Raw genomic sequence first — 21860 nt, forward strand, 5'->3', positions numbered from 1 at the left:
GGGAGCTGAGCGCATGGGCGCCTATGTAGTCCGCCGTCTGTTGCTGGTGATACCCACACTGCTGGCCATCATCACGCTGAACTTTGTGATCATCCAGGGGGCCCCCGGGGGGCCCGTCGATCAGGCCATTGCCAACATGATGGGCCAGGGCCAGGCACTGGACCGCATAACCGGAGCCGGTTCCGAGGTGATGGACTCGGGCGGCAGCTTCCGCGAGCGCGAAGAGCAGTCCGGTACCCGCGCCGGCCGCGGGCTGGACCCGGCCATCATTGCCGAAATCGAGGCCCGTTTCGGCTTTGACCGGCCTTTGCATGAACGCTACTTCCTGATGCTGCGGGACTACTTCACGTTCAACTTTGGTGACAGCCTGTTTCGCGGCCGTTCGGTACTGGAGCTGATCATTGAGCGCATGCCGGTTTCCATTTCTCTGGGGCTCTGGAGCACCCTGATCCTGTATCTGGTCTCCATACCGCTGGGCATTCGCAAGGCCATCAGGCACCACTCGAAGTTCGATGTCTGGACCAGCTGGGTGGTGGTCATCGGCAATGCCATCCCGGGTTTTCTGTTTGCCATTCTGCTGATCATCCTGTTTGCCGGTGGCAACTACTTCAACTGGTTCCCGCTGCGTGGGCTGGTGTCGCAGAACTTTGACGAGCTGCTGTGGTATCAGAAGATACTCGACTATTTCTGGCACCTGACGCTGCCCATTCTGGCCATCGTGATCGGCGGTTTCGCCACCCTGACCATGCTGACCAAGAACTCCTTTCTGGACGAGATCAGCAAGCAGTATGTGATCACGGCCCGGGCCAAGGGCGCGACCGAAAAGCGCATTCTGTACAAGCATGTGTTCCGCAACGGCATGCTGATCATCATTGCCGGCTTCCCGGCGGCCTTTATCGGCATGTTCTTTACCGGTGCGCTGCTGATCGAGGTGATCTTCTCGCTGGAAGGACTGGGTCTGCTGGGCTTCGAGGCCACCCTGCAGCGTGATTTCACCGTCATGTTTGCTACCCTGTACATGTTCAGCCTGCTCGGGCTGCTGCTCGGCATCCTGAACGATGTGGCCTACACCTGGGTCGATCCGCGCATAGATTTCGAGGCGCGCTGATGGTCGTACTCAAGCTTAACCCCATCAACCGTCAGCGCTGGCAGCGTTTTCGCAACAACCGCCGGGCGTTCTGGAGCCTGTGGCTGTTCAGCGGCCTGTTTCTGCTCAGCCTGATGGCCGAGTTCATTGCCAATGAACGGCCCATCATCGCCTACCATGACAACACCTGGTATGCGCCGGTCTTTTTCAACTATTCGGAGTTGGCGTTCGGCGGCGACTTTGATGTGCCGGCAGACTATACCGACCCCTTCATTCAGGATCTGATCAACGAGGACGGCTGGATGCTGTGGCCGCCGGTCCGGTTCAGCTATCGCAGCATCCACTATGATCTGCCGTCGCCGGCACCCAGCCCGCCCAGTACCGAAAACTGGCTGGGCACGGACGATCAGGGTCGTGATGTGGTGGCACGCCTGCTCTATGGCACTCGCATATCCATTCTGTTCGGCTTCACGCTGACCATACTTACCTCCGTCGTCGGTGTGGCCGTCGGGGCCATGATGGGCTTCTTCGGCGGCAAGCTGGACCTGTTCGGGCAACGGGTGCTGGAAGTCTGGTCCAGTCTGCCGACCCTGTTCATTCTGATCATCATCTCGAGCATGGTGCAGCCCACCTTCTGGATCCTGATGGGCATCATGCTGTTGTTCGGCTGGATGGGGCTGGTCAGCCTGGTGCGCGCCGAGAGTCTGCGTGCGCGCAACTTCGAATATGTGCAGGCCGCCCGGGCCATGGGGTTGGGCAACACGGCCATCATCTTCCGGCATGTGCTGCCCAATGCCATGGTGGCCACCATCACCTTCCTGCCGTTTATTCTGGCGGGTTCGGTGACTACCCTGACCGGGCTGGATTTCCTCGGTTTCGGTCTGCCCCCCGGCTCACCGTCGCTGGGCGAGATGATCAACCAGGGCAAGAACAATGTGCGCGCGCCCTGGATCGGCCTGTCGGTGTTCTTCATGCTGTCGCTGATCCTGGTGCTGCTGGTGTTTATCGGTGAAGGCGTGCGCGATGCGCTGGACCCCAGGAGGACCCGCTGATGAGTCAGGATCTGATCCGTATCGAGAATCTCAGCGTCGGCTTCGAGGACGACGGCCAGGTCAATCAGGTGGTCAACGAGGTCAGTCTGAGCATACCGCAGGGCGAGATCATGGCGCTGGTCGGCGAGAGCGGCTCCGGCAAGTCGGTGACGGCCCAGTCCATATTGCGCCTGCTGCCGGAGCCGCCCGTGGTCTACCCAACCGGTTCCATCTGGTACCGGGATCAGGATCTGCTGCGCGGGCCGGACAGCGAACTGCGCTTTATCCGCGGCCACAGGATCAGCATGATCTTCCAGGAGCCGATGACCAGCCTGAACCCGCTGCATACCATTGAAAAGCAACTGGGCGAAGCCATCCTGCTGCATGACGGCACCGGGCGCAAAAAGGCCCGGCCCCGCATTCTGGAATGGCTCAATCGGGTCGGCCTGCGCAACCCGGAAAAGCGCCTGAGCGCCTTCCCGCACGAACTCAGCGGCGGCGAGCGTCAACGCGTCATGATCGCCATGGCGCTGATCAACGAGCCGGACCTGCTGATTGCCGACGAGCCCACCACGGCGCTGGATGTGACCATACAGGCCCAGGTGCTGGACCTGATTCAGCAACTGCAGCGCGAACTGGGCATGTCGGTGCTGTTCATCACCCATGACCTGGGCATAGTGCGCCGCATGGCCGAACGGGTCGCCATCATGCAGCAGGGACGCATCGTCGAAACCGGCCTGACCAAAGACATCTTCGCCAACCCGCAGCAGGACTACACTCGCATGCTGCTGGCTTCGGCCCCCACCGGCCGGCCCGAACCGGTACCGGCTGCGGCGCCCGAACTGCTGCGGGCGGACAACCTGCGCGTCTGGTTCCCGATCAAGAAGGGCCTGCTGAAGCGGGTGGTGGATCACGTCAAAGCCGTCGACGGCATCGACCTGACCCTGCGCCAGGGTGAAACCCTGGGCATTGTCGGCGAAAGCGGCTCCGGCAAGACCACCCTGGGCCGCGCCCTGTTGCGACTGATTCAGAGTGAAGGCGAGATTGTCTATCTGGGGCGCGGCGGCGACCTGCTGACCGGGCAACCCGGACAGGCGGTACGCCTGAATGTACTGAGCCACCGGGGCATGCGTCCGCTGCGCCGCTTCATGCAGATCATCTTTCAGGACCCGTTCGGCAGCCTCAGTCCGCGCATGTCGGTGCAACAGATTGTGGCCGAGGGGTTGCGCGTGCACGAGCGGCTGTCTGCCGAGGAAACCGAGCAGCAGGTGATCGAGGCCTTGCAGGCCGTGCATCTGGACCCGGAAACCCGCCACCGCTATCCGCACGAGTTTTCCGGCGGCCAGCGCCAGCGCATCGCCATCGCCCGCGCACTGATTCTGAACCCGGGGCTGCTGGTGCTGGATGAACCCACCTCGGCACTGGACCGCACCGTGCAGAAGGACATCATCGAACTGCTGCGGCGCCTGCAGAAGGAAAAAGGCCTCACCTACCTGTTTGTCAGCCATGACCTGGCCGTGGTGCGGGCACTCAGTCACCGCATCATGATCATGCAGGACGGCAAGGTCGTGGAAACCGGCGACACCGAAACAGTCTTCAACGAACCGCGCGAGGACTACACCCGCAAGCTGATTGCCGCCATCCCCACCCTGTAACGCTGCACCTGCCCTGTAGCGAGGCACGCAAGTGCCGATTGTGCAGGTGGCACCATATCATCCCGTCGCCGAAACTACCGGCCCTTGCGCACTCGGCTTTAGCCGCCGTGGTCGGGGTACCGATAATGCAGGTTGGCACCACGCGATCCTGCCGCCGGGGAGTGGGTAGCGGGTGAACAGACCGTCGACGCACAGGGATGTGCGGAGTCGAGCTGTCATGGACGACGTTTTTTGCGTGTCTGATCACCCGCTACCCCGACCACGGCGGCATGGCTATATTTGCTGCTCTTACATTGGTTGCTGACGAGCCACAGCCACTTGACTTTACGTCGCAAATCACCAATTCTGCAAAGTATGAGACGTCACGCCGCTTACGCCACCATTATATCCATTATCCAGCACGACAGTGGTGGGTCGGATTAGCGCGTGCTTGTCGCAATAATTTGAAAACCCGCCACCAGGCGGGTTTTTTTTGTGCCAGAGAAAAGGTTCACGGGCTGAATCTGCAGAAAACAGGAGATAGATTCCATGGCTGACTCAGCCGGTACTGACACCAGTACCACCAGCGGCAAATCCGACACCGAGGCCGGCAGTTTTTCCTTTGTCGACACCGAACACCAGGTATTGCAGTTCTGGGCAGAGGCGGAGGTGTTCCAAAAATCTCTGGCGCAGACTCGCGGTGGCAAGCCCTATATCTTTTATGACGGCCCGCCGTTCGCCACCGGGTTGCCACACCACGGTCATCTGGTCGGCTCCACCCTCAAGGACGTCATGCCGCGTTACTACACCATGCAGGGCTATTACGTGCAGCGCCGCTTTGGCTGGGACTGTCACGGGCTGCCGATCGAGCACGAAATCGACAAGTCACTGGGGATGTCAGCCCAGGAAGCCGTGGCCAAACTCGGCTTGAAAGGCTACAACGACCAATGCCGCAGCATCGTGCAGCGTTATACCCGAGAGTGGGAAAAGACTATTACCCGCATTGGTCGCTGGGTCGACTTCCGCAATGACTACAAGACCATGGAACCCTGGTACATGGAGTCCGTGTGGTGGGTCATGAAGCAGCTGTGGGACAAGGAACTGGTATACCAGAGCGTCAAGGTCGTGCCGTACTCGACCGCCCTGGGCACGGTGCTCTCCAACTTTGAAGCGGGCTCCAACTATCAGAACGTGCAGGACCCCTCCGTCACCGTGCTGTTCAAACTGCGAGACGAGGACGCCTGTATCGCGGCCTGGACCACCACCCCCTGGACCCTGCCCTCCAATCTTGGCCTGTGCGTCAATGCCGATATCGACTATGTGCGCGTCCATGACAGTGAACGTGATCTGCGCTTCTATGTGGCCCGGGCGCGACTGGGCGAGGTTGGCAAATCACGCAACCTGGTGGTTGAGGCCGAGGTCAGGGGCAGTGACCTGGTCGGCAAATGGTACGAGCCCCTGTTCCCGTATTTTGCCGCATTGGCGGATGCAGGTGCGTTCCAGGTACTGGCGGATGACTATGTCACCACCGACAGTGGCACCGGCGTTGTCCATATGGCCCCCGCCTTTGGTGAGGATGACTTCCGGGTCATGAATACCAACGGCATTGCGGCGCTGGTGTGCCCGCTTGATCAGAACGGTCGCTTTACCGATGAGGTCAGCGATTTCGCCGGGCAGTATGTCAAGGACGCCGACAAGGGCATCATCCGCCGACTCAGGGACAGTGGCTCGCTGTACAGCCATGAGGTGATCGAGCACAGCTATCCGTTCTGTCCGCGTTCCGACACGCCAATCATCTACCGCACGATTCCGTCCTGGTATGTGAAGGTAGAGCAGATCAAGCACCGCATTGCCGAACTCAACCGGCAGATCAACTGGGTGCCGGAGCATATCCGCGAAGGTCGCATGGGCAACTGGCTTGACAATGCGATTGACTGGAGCGTGTCGCGCAATCGCTACTGGGGCACACCCCTGCCCATCTGGATCAATGACGAAACCGACCGGCGTATCTGCATCGGCTCGATTGACGAGCTGGAGCACTACACAGGGGTGCGCGTGGCAGACCTGCACCGGGAGCATGTCGACAACCTGACCTTTCAGTTGGAGGGTGAGCCGGGCACTTTCCGCCGGGTAGAAGAAGTACTGGATTGCTGGTTCGAGTCCGGCTCGATGCCCTATGCCCAGTTGCATTATCCCTTCGAGAATCAGGACCTGTTCGAAGCCGGTTTCCCGGCCGAATACATTGCCGAAGGGCTCGACCAGACCCGCGGCTGGTTCTATACCCTGCTGGTGCTGGGCACGGCCCTGTTTGACCAGCCGGCGTTCCGGAATGTCATCGTCAATGGCATCGTGATGGCCGAAGACGGCAAGAAGATGTCCAAGCGGCTGCAGAACTACACGCCGCCTGACTTGCTGATGGAAGAGTATGGCGCCGACGCGTTGCGCCTGTACCTGATCAATTCCGGTCTGGTCAAAGGCGAGGAACAGCGTTTTACCGATGCCGGCGTCAAAGACATGGTCAGGCGGGTTCTGCTGCCCTGGTACAACGCCTTCCGCTTTCTGAGCACCTACGCGGACATTGATGGCTGGCAGTCCAGCAACGAGGTCACTGTTTCAGACAATATTACCGATCAGTGGATCCTGTCTCGACTGCAGAGCCTGAAAGCCAGTATCGCCCGTGAGATGGCGGCCTACCGGCTGTACAATGTCGTACCCGCGCTGTTCGAGTTCATTGAGGACCTGACCAACTGGTACATCCGCCTGAACCGGTCGCGTTTCTGGGCGGCAGGCATGTCCCCCGACAAAGTGGCAGCTTTTGAAACCCTGTACCGTACCCTGCACGAACTCAATATCAGCATGGCGCCTTTCGCCCCGTTTCTGTCCGAACATGTGTTCCAGCAGCTCAGGGCCTGTGCTGCCGGTGCTGTACCCGAGTCCGTGCACCTGTGCCGCTACCCGGAGGCGGAGGAAGACCTGATCCGGACCAGGCTGGAAGCCGCCGTGGCGCGCATGCAGAACATCATTCTGCTGGGTCGTCAGAAGCGCAACCAGGTGAAGATCAAGACCAAGGTGCCGCTGCCACGCCTGACGATCATTCATCAGGATCAGGCCATGCTGGATGAGATTGCGCGGCTGGAGGATTACATCAAGGCTGAACTCAATGTGAAGCAGGTGGACTACACGACTGCAGAAGCCGACTACATTGCGTTCCATGCCAAACCCAACTCGGCAGTACTGGGCAAACGTCTGGGCAAGGCTTTCAAGAAGTTCAAGCCGCTGATCGAGAACCTGAAGGCCGAGCAGCTCCAGCAACTGAGAGACGGTGGCGAGCTGCTGCTGGAAGACGAACGGTTCAGCAATGATGACATTCTGCTATTCCGCGAAGCCAAAGCGGGCACCGAAGCGCTGTCCAATCGCTTTATCTCGATCGATATGGACTGCACGCTGAACGAAGCCCTGATTGCCGAAGGCCTGGCACGGGAAGTTGTCAATCGGATCCAGAAAACGCGCAAGGAGTTGGGGCTGAACCTGACGGACCGCATTGCGGTTGCCTACCGGGCCGATGCCGAGCTGGCTGCTGCCATTGCCGAGCACCGGGACCATATCGCCCGTGAAACCTTTTGCAGTGCGTTGCAGGCAATCGATGCAGAGGCCGACCAGGGTGCCGAACACACCTTTGAGATCGACAATTTGCACCTTGGCATGACCATTACGAACGTACCCTGATGTGCCGCCGTGTTGGGTACCGATAATATAGGTTGGCACAATACGATCCTGCCGCCGGGAGTGGGTAGCGGGTGAACAGACCGTCTGCGTGCATGGATGCACGCAGACGAGCTGTCAGGGACGACGTTTTTTGCGTGTCTGATCACCCGCTACCCCGACCACGGCGGGATGGCTATGATTGTTGGAATCCCTGGATACGGTAGTCAGAACCAGTCTGCGTTAACATAGAGGCAGGCTCAGAGCATCCGGAGTTGAATATGACTTTCTGGCAGACCGAAATCCGCCTGCGCCCTCGGTCGCGAGGCTTTCACCTGATCACTGACGAGATCGAGTCGGCGCTGGCGCAGGCCCCGGCGGTGGAAGTGGGGCTGGTGCATCTGCTGCTCAAGCACACCTCGGCCAGCCTGACCGTCAATGAAAACGCCGACCCGTCAGTGCGCAGTGATTTCGAGACCTTTATCAACCGGCTGGCGCCGGATGTGCATCCCGGCGAGGGCTATGAGCATACCTATGAAGGCCCGGATGATCTGCCGGCGCATTTCAAATCCAGCTTGCTGGGGTGTCAGCTCACCCTGCCGATCACCGGCGGGCGGCTCAACCTCGGTACCTGGCAGGGGGTGTATCTGGGCGAGCATCGCAACCGCGCCGGCAGTCGGTCACTGGTGCTGACGCTGCAGGGCGAATGACACGACTGCCGTGAAGTCGTCGGCCAGGAGATCGGGCCGGAAGCGCGTCAGATCCTCGCCCTGATGATAGCCATAGGTCACGGCCACCCGGGGCATGTTCAATTCCTGGGCTGGCGCCAGGTCATTCACCGAGTCACCGACCATCATGGCCTCCTCGATCGATACTTCAAGACGTTCACAGGCCAGCGTCAGGCTCTCCGGGTGGGGTTTGGGCTTGTGTATCTGATCACCGCAGATGACGGTGGCAAAGCAATCGGCAATATCCAGATGATGCAGAATCGGCAATGTAAAGGGCCAGGGTTTGTTGGTCAGGCAGGCCAGGTGCAGCCCGGCCGCGCGCAGTCGGGTCAGGCCTTCGGTCACGCCGGGATAGAGCTGGCCGTTGAACACCGTCCTGGCATAGGCCTGCTCGAACTCGGTCAGAGCTGCCGACAGCTCCTCTGTGGCGCTGTTCTCCCCAAGTGCACGCTGCATCAGTACCCGAGGGCCATTGCCCACCCAGCGGCGAACCTCGTCCACCGTGCAGGTGCGACCCTGGCGCGCCTGCAGCACCTGATCAACGGCCTGATGCAGGCCGGGTACACTGTCGACCAAGGTGCCGTCGAGATCGAACAGGACTGCTTTCAGCCTCATGGATGGCGACTCCTCACATTGTCTGAATGGTCTGCAGGATAGAGCAAATTCGCTTTTCCGGGTATGGCTCAGGCATTGGCCATGCGCCGCGACAGATGCAGCAACCAGCGTCGGGTGACCCAGCCCGCCGCCAGCAGATAGGGAATACCGCCCAGCACCCACATGATCAGGCCTGCTAACTGCTGGTCCTGCAGGTCGCGGGCATCGGCATAAAAGGGTTCCCGGCCAAAGGTCATGATGGCGCCCAGAAAGCCGGTATGCATCAGCGTCAGCAGCAGTGCCAGCAGCGCAAAGGGCGAGCGCCGGGCGCTGGTTGACAGTACGGCCCACCAGAACAGCACGGCGGTGAGCAGAAAACTCAGGTGCTCGGCCGCATGCCAGCCGGCGTGATCCAGTGCCAGGTCATAGACGGCCGGCAGGTGCCAGAGCCAGATGGCGCCCCCATGCAGATAGGCCATCCACAGCGGATGCCGGGCCAGGCGTGCCAGCCCGCCGATCAGTGGCTGGCCCAGAGCGCCGCTACCGCGCACCAGTTGGGCCTGCGGTCGCAGCAGAATCCACAGCGGTGCGATCAGCCCCATCAGCAGCATGTGCTGCACCATGTGGGGGCCGGTGCCGGTATGCGCCCACTGATCCAGCGGGCCGATCAGGGTCAGCAGGCCGCCGTACAGGGCCACAAACCAGACACTCCAGACCGTGAGGCCGAGTGCCAGTTGCATGGGGTGCTGCGGATTCAGCATGATCAGCCCCCTCCCCAGGCCATGGGCAGCCCGATAAAGGCGGCCAGACTCAGCCAGAAAACACCACAGGTATAAACCCAGAAGGGCTGCAGTACCCGGGTTTCATAGGGCAGATGGGCGGACACATAACCCAGCCTGACGCGCAGCGCCTGCAGCCCGGTCAGCACCGTGGCCAGGCCACAGTGCCAGAACAGATAGATCAGCATGACCATCAGCACGGCGTCATGGGCCTGCTCGGTGGCCGCCAGCGGGGCGCTGACCATTACCCAGAGCACCGCGCCGGTGGCAATGGCGCCGAGTACGGTCAGACTACCCAGAGCCGCGGCCAGATGGCGATCTTCCCCGCCCTGCAGGTGGCGTACCCGGTCGCGGTAGAGCAGCGTCAGTACGGTGACCAGGATTGCGGTCGCCAGCAGAGGCAGGGTGGCCAGCGGGCTGTCGGCCGGGGCCGACCACTGTGGTGAGGCCGTCCACAGATAGAACCAGCCGAACAGCAACGAGGCGTATAGCGTGCCGTTGGCCAACAGGGTGATGATCATGCCCCAGCGCCCGGGGCCATCCAGGGTTCTGGATTCCAGCGGTGGGCTCTGGTCATCGTCTTTGCCGGCAAGTTCTGCGTCTGTCAAAGGCGCGGCTAGAGGGTGGCCACCGTTCAGCCAGCTCCAGCGGAGCAGGAACACGGCCGCCACCAGACAGCCCGCGAGCGCCAGCGGGTAGATGCGGATCAGCAGCCCGATGCAGACCACGGCCAGCGCCGCCGCCGACAGCATCGGCAGCCAGGTGTTGCCGGGCAGGTGACAGCGCTCGGCCACCCGGGCGGTGATCGCATCCGTGCCCAGAGTGTCGCGCTGGTCCTGCTGAACCTCACCCAGATGACCCTCGCCGGCTGCCATCTGCTGCGCCACGTCCGACTGATCCCACAAGGGGTGCCGACTGGTCACCGTGGGCTGGCTGGCAAAATTGTACGGTGCCGGCGGTGTGGCGGTTGCCCATTCCAGAGTGTCGGCTTGCCAGGGGTTGGCCGGTGCCCGGCGCCCGAGGCGTGCATGCAACAGCAAATCCAGCACGATCATGGCCACCCCGGCCGCCATGATAAAGCCGCCGACGGAGGACAGCAGGTTCAGCCAGTCCCAGCCCAGGCCGGCCTCGTAGGTGTAGACCCGGCGCGGCATGCCGAGCAGACCGGTCAGATGCATCAGCAGGAAGGTGGCATTGAAGCCGATAAAGGTCAGCCAGAAGCCCCACTTGCCCAGGCGTTCGGACGGCAGGCGACCGGTCACATGCGGCAGCCAGTAGTAGAGGCCGGCGATGAGCGGGAAGAACATGCCACCGACCAGCACATAGTGCATGTGGGCCACCACAAAGTGGGTGTCGTGCACCTGCCAGTTGAAGGGCACCAGCGCCAGCATGACGCCGGTCAGGCCCCCGCAGACAAAGATCACCAGAAAGCCGAAGATCCACAGCATGGGCAGTGTGAAGCGAACCCGCCCCGTCCACAGTGTGGCCAGCCAGGCAAATACCTGAATCGCCGTCGGCACCGCCACCAGCATGCTGGCCACCGAGAAAAAGGCCTGTGCCAGCTGCGGAATACCGACGGTGAACATGTGATGCACCCAGAGGCCGAAGCTGATAAAGCCGGTCACGATGATGGACAGCACCACCCAGCGATAGCCCACCAGGGGTCGCCCGGAGAACACCGGGATCAGTGTCGATACGATGCCGGCGGCGGGCAGGAAGATGATGTACACCTCGGGATGACCGAACAGCCAGAACAGATGCTGCCACAGCAGCGGGTCACCGCCGCCGCCGGGGTCGAAAAACGGCATGCCGGTGGCCCGTTCCAGCTCCAGCAGGATGCTGGCCAGAATCAGCGGCGGAAAGCCGAACACGATCATCAGCGCCATGGCCAGGATGTACCAGCAGAAGATCGGCATGCGGCGCAGCGTCATGCCAGGGGCCCGGGTGCGCAGAATGGAGACGGTCAGCTCGATACCGGCCGCCATGGCCGAGATTTCAACAAAGGTGATGCCGAGCAGCCAGAAATCGGAACCCGGGCCGGGGGAAAACTCGGCGCTGCTCAGTGGCGTGTACATGAACCAGCCGGAATCCGGAGCCACGCCCAGAAACAGGCTCGACAGGATGATGATGCCGCCAAACAGATAGCAGTAGTAGCCCAGCGCCGTGATGCGCGGGAACACCAGATCCCGGGCACCAATCATCTTGGGGATCAGATAGATGGCCAGGCCTTCCAGTACCGGAATGGCAAACAGGAACATCATGATGGTGCCGTGCATGGTGAACACCTGGTTGTACACATCGGCAGTCAGGATGTTCTGTTCCGGCAACGCCAGCTGGGTGCGGGCCAGCATGGCCAGCACGCCACCGATCAGGAAGAAGATCAGGCCGGTGATCATGAAGCGCAGGCCAAGCGTGGTGTGGTTCACCGCCGCCAGTGACCCCAGTCCGGGCCAGTTGGCCCAGACGCGGCTGAAGGTCTGATGCAGACTGCGGGTCTGCTCCGTGGCCTCGTGGGGTTGTACGGGTGTCGTTTCAGTCATCCGTCTCTCCCTCGTCCTGTTGCGCTGCCTGCTCCGAGAGCCAGGTGGCATAGTCGTCCGGGCTCAGGGCCTCGGCAGTGAACTGCATGTGGGCGTGCCCTACGCCACAGAACTCTGCGCAGACACCGTGATAGGTGCCCGGCTCATCCGCCACCAGGCGCAGGGTATTGGTATGGCCGGGAATCAGGTCGGTCTTGCCGGCCAGTCTGGGCACCCAGAAGGAATGGATCACATCCTCGCTGCGCAGAATGATGTCGACCGCAGTTTCGCTCGGGATGACCACTTCATTTTGCAGTTCGATACCCTGCTCCGGGTATTCGACGCGCCAGCCCCACTGATAGCCGGTGACCTCGATTTCCACTCGGTCTTCAGCGGGCAGCGGCAGCATGCTGTGGCCCATGGGGATGCCGAAGGCCAGCAATACCGTGATGCTGCCCAGCGGCAGCGCCAGCCCGCCGCCCCAGATCCAGCGGTTCTGCTGGCGCTGGGCGTCGGCGTCGCTGACTTCACCCGGGTCACGGCGCAGGGCAATGATCCACAATGCAGTGACGGCGATCAGCACCAGGGTGGCAAACAGGAACATGCCCCACCACAGCAGCGCGGCCGAGTGGGCTGCTGGCCCGGCGGGCTGCAATGTCGACAGGGGGCCGTCAAACCATCCTGCACAGCCGCCGAGCAGCATCAGGATGCCAAGGCTGATCATGGCTGCTAACCTTGTCATCAGGAAATCCTCTTCATTGACAGATTGTCCGGGAGTTCGCATCCATGGCCACCCATCCTCAACCCGGTGATCAGGACCGGGCCATCAAGTTCGTGACCAACCCGGTGACCAGTCGCATGGCGATCAAGGGCCATCCGCTGCATCCGATCCTGATTCACTTTCCGGTGGCCGCGCTGCTGGGGCTGGTGGCCACCGATCTGGCCTGGCTGTGGACCGGCGACAGCTTCTGGGCCCGCGCCGGGCTCTGGCTGGCCGGTGTCGGTGCACTCGGCGGCTGGGTATCTGGTTTTGCGGGTCTGGTGGACCTGTCCACGGTAGCCCGCGTGCGGCGACTGGTTACCGCCTGGTGTCACGCCATCATGGCCGTCATGCTGCTGTCGCTGGCGTCGCTGAACTGGCTGCTGCGCCTTGGTGATCCCGCAGGGGTCATCTGGCCCTGGGGCCTGTACCTGTCGCTGCTGACCGGTGGGCTGATTGCGATCACCGGGTTTCTCGGCGGCAAGATGGTGTATGAATTTGCCGTCGGGGTGGATACCCGGCAGGCCGCTGACAAGCACCACCAGATCAACACCTGATCGTCTGCAGGGAGGTGTCATATCGGCAGCTCCACATCCGGTTTGGCCAGCACCAGCCAGAGAATACCGGTCATCAGCAGCAACTGGGTCGTCAGCGAGATACGGCACCAGATAAGCAGCCCCCTGGTCTGACCTGCTTCTGCGCGCAGGACCAGCAGACCGGTCAGGGCATGGCAGACCACCAGCCCGGAGACCAGGGTGAGCTTCAGAATCAGCCAGCCATCGGCATTGCGATCCAGCAGAAAAACAGCGGTGCCCGTCATGATGGCGGCCAGTGCGGGCGGGGTGGCGACATGGGTGAACAGAAACCGGGGCAGGCCATCGGCGGCCAGGGGGGAATCAACCAGATTGAGCTGTTGCCGGGTCTGACCCATGATGGTCAGCGGCAGGTACAACAGGGCGGCACACCAGAACAACAAGGTGCCAATGTGCAGCACCAGAAACCAGAGCATTCAGTACTCCTTGTCGGTTGAGTGGCCTCCTGCAGGCCGGTCCGGGAAATCGATCAAACGAAATTCAGTATAGGAGGCATGCCCCTGTTTTCAATGCGATGCCGGCGCCGGGAGGTTCCCACAGCCAATCTTTGCACCCGATTTGCGAGCGGTCAGGGTGCCGGTTAGCCTGTTTGCGAAGGTTGTAACGGAGGTAATGGATGGCAGCAGAACAATGGCGCATCCGGGTTTCCGGTCGGGTGCAGGGCGTGTTCTATCGTGGCTCAACCCAGCAGACAGCGCAGTCTCTGGGTCTCACCGGCTGGGTGCGCAACCTGCAGGACGGTCGGGTCGAGATTCTGGCTGAAGGCGATCTGGACCAGCTGCAACAGCTGCTTGACTGGTGCTGGCATGGTCCGGCCGCGGCAGAGGTCTCGAATGTCGAGCACCGGGTTGAAGCCGCCACTGGCCGCTTCAACAGGTTCGAGGTGGCGGCAACCTGCTGAATCAGGTGACGGACAGCGCCAGGGCCAGCAATGCAACCGCCAGCGCCGCGGCCGCCAGGCCTCTGGCCCATGGGTCACGTTGCGGCGCTGCCTGTGGCCGCAGGCGGGTGCGTTTGGCACTGCTGTCGCCCGTGTCTGTGTCTTTCGGCAGTTGCTCATGCAAATCTGCAGGTGTCTGATCATCGACGTCTTTCAGTGTCTTGAGCAGATAACGGAAATGATTGGCGTCAAACTGATAGGGGTCGAAGCGCTCGAACCCGTGTGTCCGCAGCATCAACTTGACTGCATCGTTGATCGCAGTGTACTTCATCGACCCATGGTCGAACTGGCGTCGCTTGATCTCGTTTTCGGAGACAATGCGAATATCCGTATGGCGGTCATCCTGGCGAATGGTCTCCAGCAGAGCCTTCACCTTGTCGCGCTCCCCTTCCAGACACTGCAAAAAATAACCATCACAGTAGAACAGCACGCCGCCGATTCGATGCTGGGCATTGTGGGTGCGAGAAGCCTGCAGAATTCGGCCCACATCGGGTTCAATACCCTTGGTGGCGGGCAGCGGCTTGAAGGTGGCGCGGCTGATATACAGCACCGAGATGAGATCTTTCATTGAAATTTCCGTGACATGATTCGAGTTTGTGTACGGTGTTCGGACGAAGTCAGTTCATAGTCTGTGTCCCTGAAATCTGATGCGTTCACCAGCCGAGACAGGGAGCGCATGCCAGACGGATGCGGAGCATAACACAAGCCGGTAAGCGCTACCTGTCGGTGGGCAGAGGATTTGCGCCCAACCTGATCTTTGGTTAGCTTGCCGGCATCTGGTCGGGCAGGAAGAGGTTCTGGCAATTGAACAATTCGCGGGATACCAGGTTGGTCCCGGCGCGGCTCGGGTCATCGGGATTGCCCGGGGATGATGCCGCCGGCACCTTCGTCCGGGTTGCGCCCGCCTGTCGTTCCGGGCAGGCCGCACTGGTTTGCGGTGACAGCCACCTTTCATGGGGAGATCTGCATCGGCAGGTGGACGCCCTGGCGCTGACCCTTCATCATCGCACCAGGCCCGGACAGGCCATCGCGCTCGACCTTCGGCAACCACTGCAACTGGTGGTGGCCTTTCTGGGCGTGGTGCGCGCCGGGTGCCGGGCCCTGGTGTTCGACCCCCAATGGACAGCGGCACAGCGACAGGCCATCGAGCAGCAGGTGCAGATCGATCTGATGCTGGATGATGCCGGTTATGCGGCACTGGAGCAGGCAGCTCTGTGCAAAAATCCCTCTCCTGCTGATTTACCAGTGCCATCTGCGCAGGACCTCTTTTATGTCGGCTTTACCTCGGGCTCTACTGGTTTGCCTAAAGGCTATCGACGGCAACATGCATCCTGGCTGGCCAGTTTCCGGATCAGCGACCGGATGTTCGACCTGACGCAGGAAGATGTGGTCATGGCGCCGGGCAGTCTGGCCACGTCGCTGCATCTGTATGGTGTCGTGCATGCACTGGCGCGCGGCATTCCTGCGGTACTGGTGCCGCAGTTCCGACCGCGCTCCGTGCTGGCGGCCATGCGCGCGCGCAATGTCACGGTCTGCTATGGCACACCGACCCAGATCCGCCTGCTGGCGCAGACGCTGGACAGGGACAAGTCGCCCCCACTGACTGCCCTGCGCCACCTGATTGTCAGCGGGGCCAAGTGGCCCGAAGATACCCGCGAAGCGCTGCGCCGGCATTTTCCCGCAGCCCGACTCACCGAGTTTTATGGCACCTCCGAAACCAGCTTTGTCACCCTGCACAGCGATCGGGACCGGGCGCCACTCGGGTCGGTGGGCAGGCCGGTGCCCGGAGTCGAGGTGTGTATTGGCCCGACACCGGAAGCGCCCGTCGCCGACGGTGAGCGCGGACGCATCTGGGTGCGCAGCCCGCTGCTGTTTGACGGCTATGAATGTGGCGGCGGGGACGAAATCCGGCGCCATGGCGACTGGCTGACGGTGGGTGATCATGGCTGGCAGGATGCAGCCGGTCATCTGTATCTGGTGGGGCGGGAAAAGCGCATGCTGGTCAGCAGCGGGCAGAACCTGTATCCGGAAGAAATGGAGACCTGGTTGCAGCAGATGGCGGGAATTGAACAGGCGGCCGTACTGGGTGTGCAGGATGAACTGCGGGGCCAGCGACTGGTCGCCCTGTATCAGACGAGCGCAGAGACAGCTTCGGAGCAACTGCGCAAGCATTGTGCCCAGCGTTACCCCACGGCCCAGCTACCCCGTGCCTGGCACCAGGTCAGTGAGTGGCCACTGACCCGCAGCGGCAAGAGTGACTTTGTTCGTCTGCAGGCACTGGCGGACCAACTGGAGGCAGCGCATGAATAGCCGCGTCTGGATAGTGGCGGCTCGGCGTACACCGGTGGCTCCGGTGAATGGCGCACTGCGCGAGCTGGGCGTCGCCGACCTGGCTGCTCCCGTTATCCGTCAACTGCTGCAGGATGCAGCAATCGGTGCAGATCAGATTGATCAGGTGATTCTGGGCAATGCCCTGTATGGCGGCGGCAATCCGGCCCGGCTGGTGGCGCTGGCGGCAGGTCTGCCGGAGTCCTTGTCAGCGCTGACGCTGGATACCCAGTGCTGTTCCGGCCTGGATGCACTGCGTCTGGGGGCCCAGTCGATTGAGGCCGGTCAGGCCGATCTGGTGCTGGCCGGTGGTGTGGAGAGCACCAGCCGCCGCCCCATTCGCCAGCATCGACCCACTGGGACAGACGGCATACCGGTGACCTACGAACGCCCGCCCTTTACCCCCTGGCTGGAGCGCGATCCCGATATGGCGGACAGCGCCGCGCGACTGGCCGCCGAGGAAGGCATCGACCTGAACACACAGAATGACTGGGCCTGTCGGAGCCACCGGAAAGCATTGGCGGCAAAAGATCGGCTGGCCGCCGAGTGCGTACCGCTGGGTGGCCTCTCGGTCGATGCGGCCACCCGACCCATGAGCCCGGCCCTGGCCGCGCGCACGCCGGTGATTGCGCACTGTGGTGAGGGCCGGGTCAATGTGGCAGGGACCGCTCTGCAGGCCGATGCCGCCGCCGTGGTTTTGCTGGTCAGTGACGAGGCGCGCCGTCGTCTGAGCCCGTCTTTGCCCGCGATCCGCTGGCGGGCAGGTCTGGCGGGAGGCAGCCTGGCCGACAGTCCGCCGCGGGCAATGGTGCCGGTGGTACAGCAGTTGTTGGCGCGAGAGGGGCTGAGCCCGACCGATCTCCATTGTGCAGAAATCATGGAAGCCTTTGCCGTGCAGGCGATCAGCAACTGTCGGGATCTGCACCTCCCTGATGAATGCATCAACAGGGGGGGAGGGGCCCTGGCGCGTGGACACCCCATTGGGGCCTCGGGTGCCATTCTGGCCGTGCGAGCGTTTCATGAACTGAGCACTGTGCCTGTGGGCGCCCGGGCACTGCTTGCCATAGCGGCTGCCGGTGGGCTGGCCAGTGCCGCGCTGCTGGCGCGAGAGCAGTAGTCGTGGGCCACAAATGTAGGCCGTGGCCCTTGGCCACGCATGAGTTGTAGGCAGTGGCCCTTGGCCACGCATGGCGGCGCAGCCGCCTTGAACAGAGTGCGAAGGGCGAGGGGTCAATCTTCAAACCCCGAAAAACGGCTGAATTCCGGCAGCGGCAGACGCTGCGTATCAAATTGGTTCTCCGGTGCGTCCGGATCGGCATGGCCGATGGCCATCCCGCACACCACAATCTCGTCCGCGGGGATATTCAGCTCATCGCGGATGACATGATGGTAGCTGGCCAGGGCGCCTATGCCGCAACTGCCCAGCCCCTGCTCTGTCGCCGCGAGAAAGATGGACTGGATGAACATGCCGAGATCCATGAAGCAGCCCTTGCCCAGGCCCCGCTCGATGGTGATGACCAAACCGACCGGGGCATTGAAGAACTCGAAATTGCGCCGGTGCTGGGCCTTGCGTCCCTCGATATCCCGCCGCGCAATGCCCAGACTCTGGTACAGCGCATAGCCAACCTGACGTTGTCGTTCTTTCAGATGGGCCGGCATGGGGCTGGGGAAGTAGCAGTACTCTTCCGCTCGGGTGTCACCCTGCTCGAAGGCAGCGCACAGGCGCGCGCTGAGTCGGCACAGCGGTGCGCCGGTCAATACGCGGACGAAACCGGGCTGCAGGTTGGCGCCGCTGGGGGCCTGACGGGCCAGCTCGAGCAGTGTGGTGACCTGCTGATGGTTGACCGGCTCTGTGGTGAAGCGGCGCACAGAGCGCCGAAACTGTAGGGCCTGAGTAACGTTGACCATGTAATAAGTGATCGATCGCTGTTCGGAATGGTGTCTTTTTCGGGCCATGGCGTTTGCGTATGCTGGCTCCGATGCCTAGGCTTTGTATTGCATTTCAAGGCACTGCGGAGCATACCATGAGTGAAGCCAGAATCGCCCAGAAAGGGCCATTTGCAGTGGAAGTCGAAGCCGGCAAGCGCTATGCCTGGTGTGCCTGCGGGCGCAGTGGCACGCAGCCGTTCTGTGACGGCTCGCACAAGGCAACGGAACTGAACCCGGTCATGTACAAGGCGGAAGAGAACAAGACACTCTACTTCTGCGGCTGCAAGCAAACCGGCGACCAGCCGCTGTGCGACGGTACCCACAACGGCCTCTAGCCGCCCCCGCGGACTGCGTCACGCATCCAGAGTGTCAGTCGGCCGGGGTAAGCCAGCAGTAGGCATGGCCGGCCAGGGTGACCTGGCGCCCGGTGTCCTGCCCGGTCATGACATCGCGCATGGCGGTCGGCAGTTCCACATGGCGTGGCTGGTCGGACAGGTTGTGATAGATCTCCAGATGCGTCTGCCCCGCCTGGCGGGCCAGGCCGAACAGCGCCGGATCATGCAGGTCCATGAAGCGGCCCGGGCCGTGAAAGCAGGCCGCAAACTCGCGGCGGGCCCGCACTATGGCCCGGACACCTTCGAACAACTGGTGTTCGACCGACTCCGTATGTTCCAGTGCCCGCTCGACCTTCGACCAGTCCATGGGGCCCCGATTCAGAAAGCGGGCATCCCGGAAACCGGTCTGGCGGCTGGTCTGCTCGAAGAAGGCCTGATCATTGCCCATGCCCACTTCGTCACCATAGTAGAGGATGGGTGAGCCCTCGGTAGCACACAGCATGGAGTGCATCAGCAGCATCTTGTCGGGGGCTTCCCGCAACAGATAGAACAGGCGCCCGGCAATGCCTTCGCCTTCGCGGAAGCTGTACTGCGGGTGGTGCAGGTAGTAGCGGTTCATGCGTTCACGTACGTCCGGGGTGACGAACTCCAGCGTCAGCTCGTCGTGGCAGCGCAGAAAGCTCATCCAGCAGCAGGATTCCGGAATCACCGGGGTCACCTCGGGGGCCAGGGCGTCCCGAATATGCCGATAGTCGGCTTCCGCCAGCGCCATGAAGAACTGCGGCATCAGCGGAAAGTGATAGGCGGTCTGGCACTCGTCGGCATCACCAAAGTAGCTCACCACCTCGCGCGGCTCCATGTTGGCCTCTGCAATCAGCAGCGTGCCCGGCTGACAGTAGTCCAGCGCCGCCCGAATCAGCTTGAGGATGGTGTGAGTGGTCGGCAGGTCTTCGCAGTCGGTGCCCTCTTCCTTCCAGATGAAGGGAATGGCGTCCATGCGCAGGCCGTCCACACCACGGGCCTTCCAGAACAGCATGTTGTCGATCATCTCGATCAGCAGGTCCGGGTTGCGGTAGTTCAGATCCGGCTGGAAGGCATAGAAGCGGTGGAAGTAGTAGTCGCCAGTGGCGTCGTTGTATTCCCAGTTGGAGTCCACCATGCCCTTGAACAGCAGGCGTGCATCCAGATAGCGGTCCGGCTGGTCGCTCCAGATGTAGTAGTCCCGATATGGTGAATCGGGGTTTTGTCGTGCTTCCCTGAACCAGGGATGCTCATCCGAGGAGTGATTCACCGCCATATCGAACAGAATGCGGATGCCGCGCGCATGGGCCTGGTCGACGAAGCGGACAAAGGCTTCATTGCCGCCGAGGTCCGGGCGAATGGCGCGAAAATCACTGATATCGAAGCCCTGATCGCGCATCGGCGAGTCCAGGATGGGCAGCAGCCAGAGCGTATTCACGCCCAGCTTCTCCAGATAGTCCAGACGCCCGGTCAGGCCATCAAAATCACCGGCATAGGCATCGACATAGAGACAGTAGATCACTGCATCGCGGTACCACTCCGGGTCAGCAGTGTCGCCGGCCTGGCTTGGCGGGTCGGCCAGCAGTGCCTGCCGCCGGTCGTCGAGTAGCTGCAGCAACCGATCCTGCGCCGCGTCGGTCGTGTCATGGAAAATGCGTTGCCAAAGTTCACGCAGAGTGCTTTGCTGTTCCAGTTGTACGGTCATGGTAAGGGTCCGTTGGTCTGCCCGGGGCAGAATGAATCGTATTGCCTGTGTGTGTTCCTTGTTAGAGTAGACGCGGTGAACGGGCCTGACCAGATGTAAACCGCTTTGCAGGGGGAGGAATCCAGCCCATGAACGACAGCTCCAACTCGTTGGCGGTCCATCCGGATGCGCGCGCCGTGCTCAACTTCTGGTATCAGGAACTGAGTGTCCGCGACTGGTTTCGCAAGAGCGACGCTCTGGACCAGACCATACAGCAGCGCTTTGGCCCCGCGCAGCGGGCAGCCAGCCAGGGAGAATGTGCCGCCTGGCGCACCACGCCGGAAGGCCGACTGGCCGAGATCATCGTGCTGGACCAGTTCTCGCGAAATATTTTTCGGGATCGGCCAGAGGCCTTTGCCAGCGACGGCATGGCACTGGTGCTGGCGCAGGAGGCCGTTGGCCGGGGTGATGACCAGCGACTGCCCGAGCCCATGCAGCGGGTCTTTCTGTACATGCCCTATATGCACAGTGAATCGAAATTGGTGCATGAAGTGGCCATGCAGCTGTTCGCTCAGCCGGGGCTGGAAGAGAACCTGGGTTTCGAAGAAAAGCACAAGGCGATTATCGACCGATTCGGACGCTACCCGCATCGCAACGTCATCCTGGGACGCGAGTCGACGCCGGAGGAAATAGAATTCCTCAGGCAGCCCGGCTCCTCGTTCTGAGCTTTTGTCGGCGCCTACTTGCGTTCAGGCGCCATCTGCATACAATAGGCGCCCTTGGCGGAGAGTAGCTCAGCTTGGTAGAGCACTACGTTCGGGACGTAGGGGTCGCAGGTTCAAATCCTGTCTCTCCGACCAATCTGATTTGGTCGATACAACAAGCCGCCATTATCCCCTTTCGAGTCACCTGCGCCCCCGGGTCGCAGCCGGAGCGCCGGCCGGATCAAATCCTGTCTCTCCGACCAATTCTTCACTGGTCGATATCACATCTCGCCATAGCAGCCCTCGCAGCAGCAGACACCAGTAACAGCCATACTGATTGAGTCGACAGATGACAGTCGAAAGTAGACAGTGGGGTTTAGTCGACAGATGACGGTCGACAGTAGACAGTAAGGGCTTGACAGCCTTCTGTGGTTTGGAACGATTCTACCGTCTACCGTCTACCGTCTACCGTCTACCGTCTACCGTCTACCG

The 21860-nt window shown here is 61.7% G+C and carries 19 protein-coding genes and 1 tRNA gene; 12 read left to right on the top strand and 8 right to left on the bottom strand.

The annotated features are described in order from the left end of the window. Window positions 1–13: 13 nt before the first annotated feature. The 5 genes from E4656_RS16130 (at window position 14) to E4656_RS16150 (ending at window position 8164) form a co-directional block, all read left to right on the top strand. Window positions 14–1108 (top strand): microcin C ABC transporter permease YejB, encoded by a 1095-nt coding sequence (locus E4656_RS16130; RefSeq protein WP_135484340.1) that lies wholly within the window; start codon window positions 14–16, stop codon window positions 1106–1108. Continuing rightward, window positions 1108–2139 (top strand): ABC transporter permease, encoded by a 1032-nt coding sequence (locus E4656_RS16135; RefSeq protein WP_135484341.1) that lies wholly within the window; start codon window positions 1108–1110, stop codon window positions 2137–2139. Before E4656_RS16130 ends, E4656_RS16135 begins: the two co-directional genes overlap by 1 nt. Then, complete coding sequence (locus tag E4656_RS16140; protein WP_135484342.1) at window positions 2139–3773, top strand: ABC transporter ATP-binding protein; 1635 nt, start codon at window positions 2139–2141, stop codon at window positions 3771–3773. The genes E4656_RS16135 and E4656_RS16140 overlap by 1 nt, the downstream gene beginning before the upstream one ends. A 528-nt stretch (window positions 3774–4301) precedes the next feature. Then, window positions 4302–7478, top strand: a complete 3177-nt coding sequence (ileS, locus tag E4656_RS16145; protein WP_135484343.1) for an isoleucine--tRNA ligase — start codon at window positions 4302–4304, stop codon at window positions 7476–7478. 257 nt (window positions 7479–7735) lie between these two features. Further along, window positions 7736–8164 (top strand): secondary thiamine-phosphate synthase enzyme YjbQ, encoded by a 429-nt coding sequence (locus tag E4656_RS16150; protein WP_135484344.1) that lies wholly within the window; start codon window positions 7736–7738, stop codon window positions 8162–8164. Here E4656_RS16150 and gph read toward each other — a convergent pair. From gph to coxB, 4 genes are all read right to left on the bottom strand, one after another. After that, window positions 8135–8797, bottom strand: coding sequence for a phosphoglycolate phosphatase (gene gph, locus E4656_RS16155; RefSeq protein ID WP_135484345.1), 663 nt, complete (start codon window positions 8795–8797; stop codon window positions 8135–8137). The two genes, E4656_RS16150 and gph, sit on opposite strands and share 30 nt — an antisense overlap. A gap of 68 nt (window positions 8798–8865) precedes the next feature. Continuing rightward, window positions 8866–9537 (bottom strand): cytochrome c oxidase assembly protein, encoded by a 672-nt coding sequence (locus E4656_RS16160; protein ID WP_135484346.1) that lies wholly within the window; start codon window positions 9535–9537, stop codon window positions 8866–8868. Between the two features lie 2 nt (window positions 9538–9539). Beyond that, window positions 9540–12095: a cytochrome c oxidase subunit I gene (ctaD, locus tag E4656_RS16165; protein ID WP_135484347.1), complete on the bottom strand. Its 2556-nt coding sequence runs from the start codon at window positions 12093–12095 to the stop codon at window positions 9540–9542. After that, window positions 12088–12816: a cytochrome c oxidase subunit II gene (coxB, locus tag E4656_RS16170; RefSeq protein WP_205849243.1), complete on the bottom strand. Its 729-nt coding sequence runs from the start codon at window positions 12814–12816 to the stop codon at window positions 12088–12090. The genes ctaD and coxB overlap by 8 nt, the downstream gene beginning before the upstream one ends. A 44-nt stretch (window positions 12817–12860) precedes the next feature. Here coxB and E4656_RS16175 point away from each other — a divergent pair, with 44 nt between their 5' ends. Further along, a complete protein-coding gene (locus tag E4656_RS16175) occupies window positions 12861–13391 on the top strand; it encodes a DUF2231 domain-containing protein (protein WP_135484348.1) in 531 nt (176 codons plus the stop codon). A 17-nt stretch (window positions 13392–13408) separates the two neighbouring features. On the opposite strand, the gene E4656_RS16180 is transcribed toward E4656_RS16175, so the two are convergent. Then, window positions 13409–13843, bottom strand: a complete 435-nt coding sequence (locus tag E4656_RS16180) for a CopD family protein (RefSeq protein ID WP_135484349.1) — start codon at window positions 13841–13843, stop codon at window positions 13409–13411. A 200-nt stretch (window positions 13844–14043) separates the two neighbouring features. Here E4656_RS16180 and E4656_RS16185 point away from each other — a divergent pair, with 200 nt between their 5' ends. Next, window positions 14044–14328 carry an acylphosphatase gene (locus E4656_RS16185; protein WP_135484350.1) on the top strand — a complete coding sequence of 95 codons (285 nt, stop codon included), beginning with the start codon at window positions 14044–14046 and terminating at the stop codon, window positions 14326–14328. A 1-nt stretch (window position 14329) separates the two neighbouring features. Here the strand turns inward: E4656_RS16185 and E4656_RS16190 are convergent, their stop codons facing one another. After that, on the bottom strand, window positions 14330–14935 hold the full coding sequence (locus tag E4656_RS16190) for a BLUF domain-containing protein (RefSeq protein WP_135484351.1): 606 nt from the start codon (window positions 14933–14935) through the stop codon (window positions 14330–14332). Between the two features lie 290 nt (window positions 14936–15225). On the opposite strand from E4656_RS16190, the gene E4656_RS16195 reads away from it, so the two are divergent. Together E4656_RS16195 and E4656_RS16200 are read left to right on the top strand one after the other, a co-directional pair. Then, complete coding sequence (locus E4656_RS16195; RefSeq protein WP_135484352.1) at window positions 15226–16677, top strand: AMP-binding protein; 1452 nt, start codon at window positions 15226–15228, stop codon at window positions 16675–16677. Next, a complete protein-coding gene (locus tag E4656_RS16200; RefSeq protein WP_135484353.1) occupies window positions 16670–17812 on the top strand; it encodes a thiolase family protein in 1143 nt (380 codons plus the stop codon). Before E4656_RS16195 ends, E4656_RS16200 begins: the two co-directional genes overlap by 8 nt. A gap of 113 nt (window positions 17813–17925) precedes the next feature. Here E4656_RS16200 and E4656_RS16205 read toward each other — a convergent pair whose 3' ends face one another. Further along, window positions 17926–18603: a nitroreductase gene (locus E4656_RS16205; protein WP_135484354.1), complete on the bottom strand. Its 678-nt coding sequence runs from the start codon at window positions 18601–18603 to the stop codon at window positions 17926–17928. Between the two features lie 116 nt (window positions 18604–18719). On the opposite strand from E4656_RS16205, the gene E4656_RS16210 reads away from it, so the two are divergent. Beyond that, the gene (locus tag E4656_RS16210; protein ID WP_135484355.1) at window positions 18720–18959 is read left to right on the top strand and encodes a CDGSH iron-sulfur domain-containing protein; all 240 of its coding nucleotides are present in this window, start codon (window positions 18720–18722) and stop codon (window positions 18957–18959) included. A 34-nt stretch (window positions 18960–18993) separates the two neighbouring features. On the opposite strand, the gene E4656_RS16215 is transcribed toward E4656_RS16210, so the two are convergent. Further along, window positions 18994–20685 (bottom strand): alpha-amylase family glycosyl hydrolase, encoded by a 1692-nt coding sequence (locus tag E4656_RS16215; RefSeq protein ID WP_135484356.1) that lies wholly within the window; start codon window positions 20683–20685, stop codon window positions 18994–18996. A 128-nt stretch (window positions 20686–20813) separates the two neighbouring features. Between E4656_RS16215 and E4656_RS16220 the strand changes: the two genes are divergently transcribed. Together E4656_RS16220 and E4656_RS16225 are read left to right on the top strand one after the other, a co-directional pair. Continuing rightward, complete coding sequence (locus E4656_RS16220; RefSeq protein ID WP_135484357.1) at window positions 20814–21389, top strand: DUF924 family protein; 576 nt, start codon at window positions 20814–20816, stop codon at window positions 21387–21389. A gap of 58 nt (window positions 21390–21447) precedes the next feature. Further along, window positions 21448–21524, top strand: a tRNA-Pro gene (locus tag E4656_RS16225). The last annotated feature ends 336 nt before the right edge of the window (window positions 21525–21860 follow it).

It is taken from the genome of Natronospirillum operosum, assembly GCF_004768465.1.
Taxonomy (GTDB): Bacteria; Pseudomonadota; Gammaproteobacteria; order Pseudomonadales; family Natronospirillaceae; genus Natronospirillum; species Natronospirillum operosum.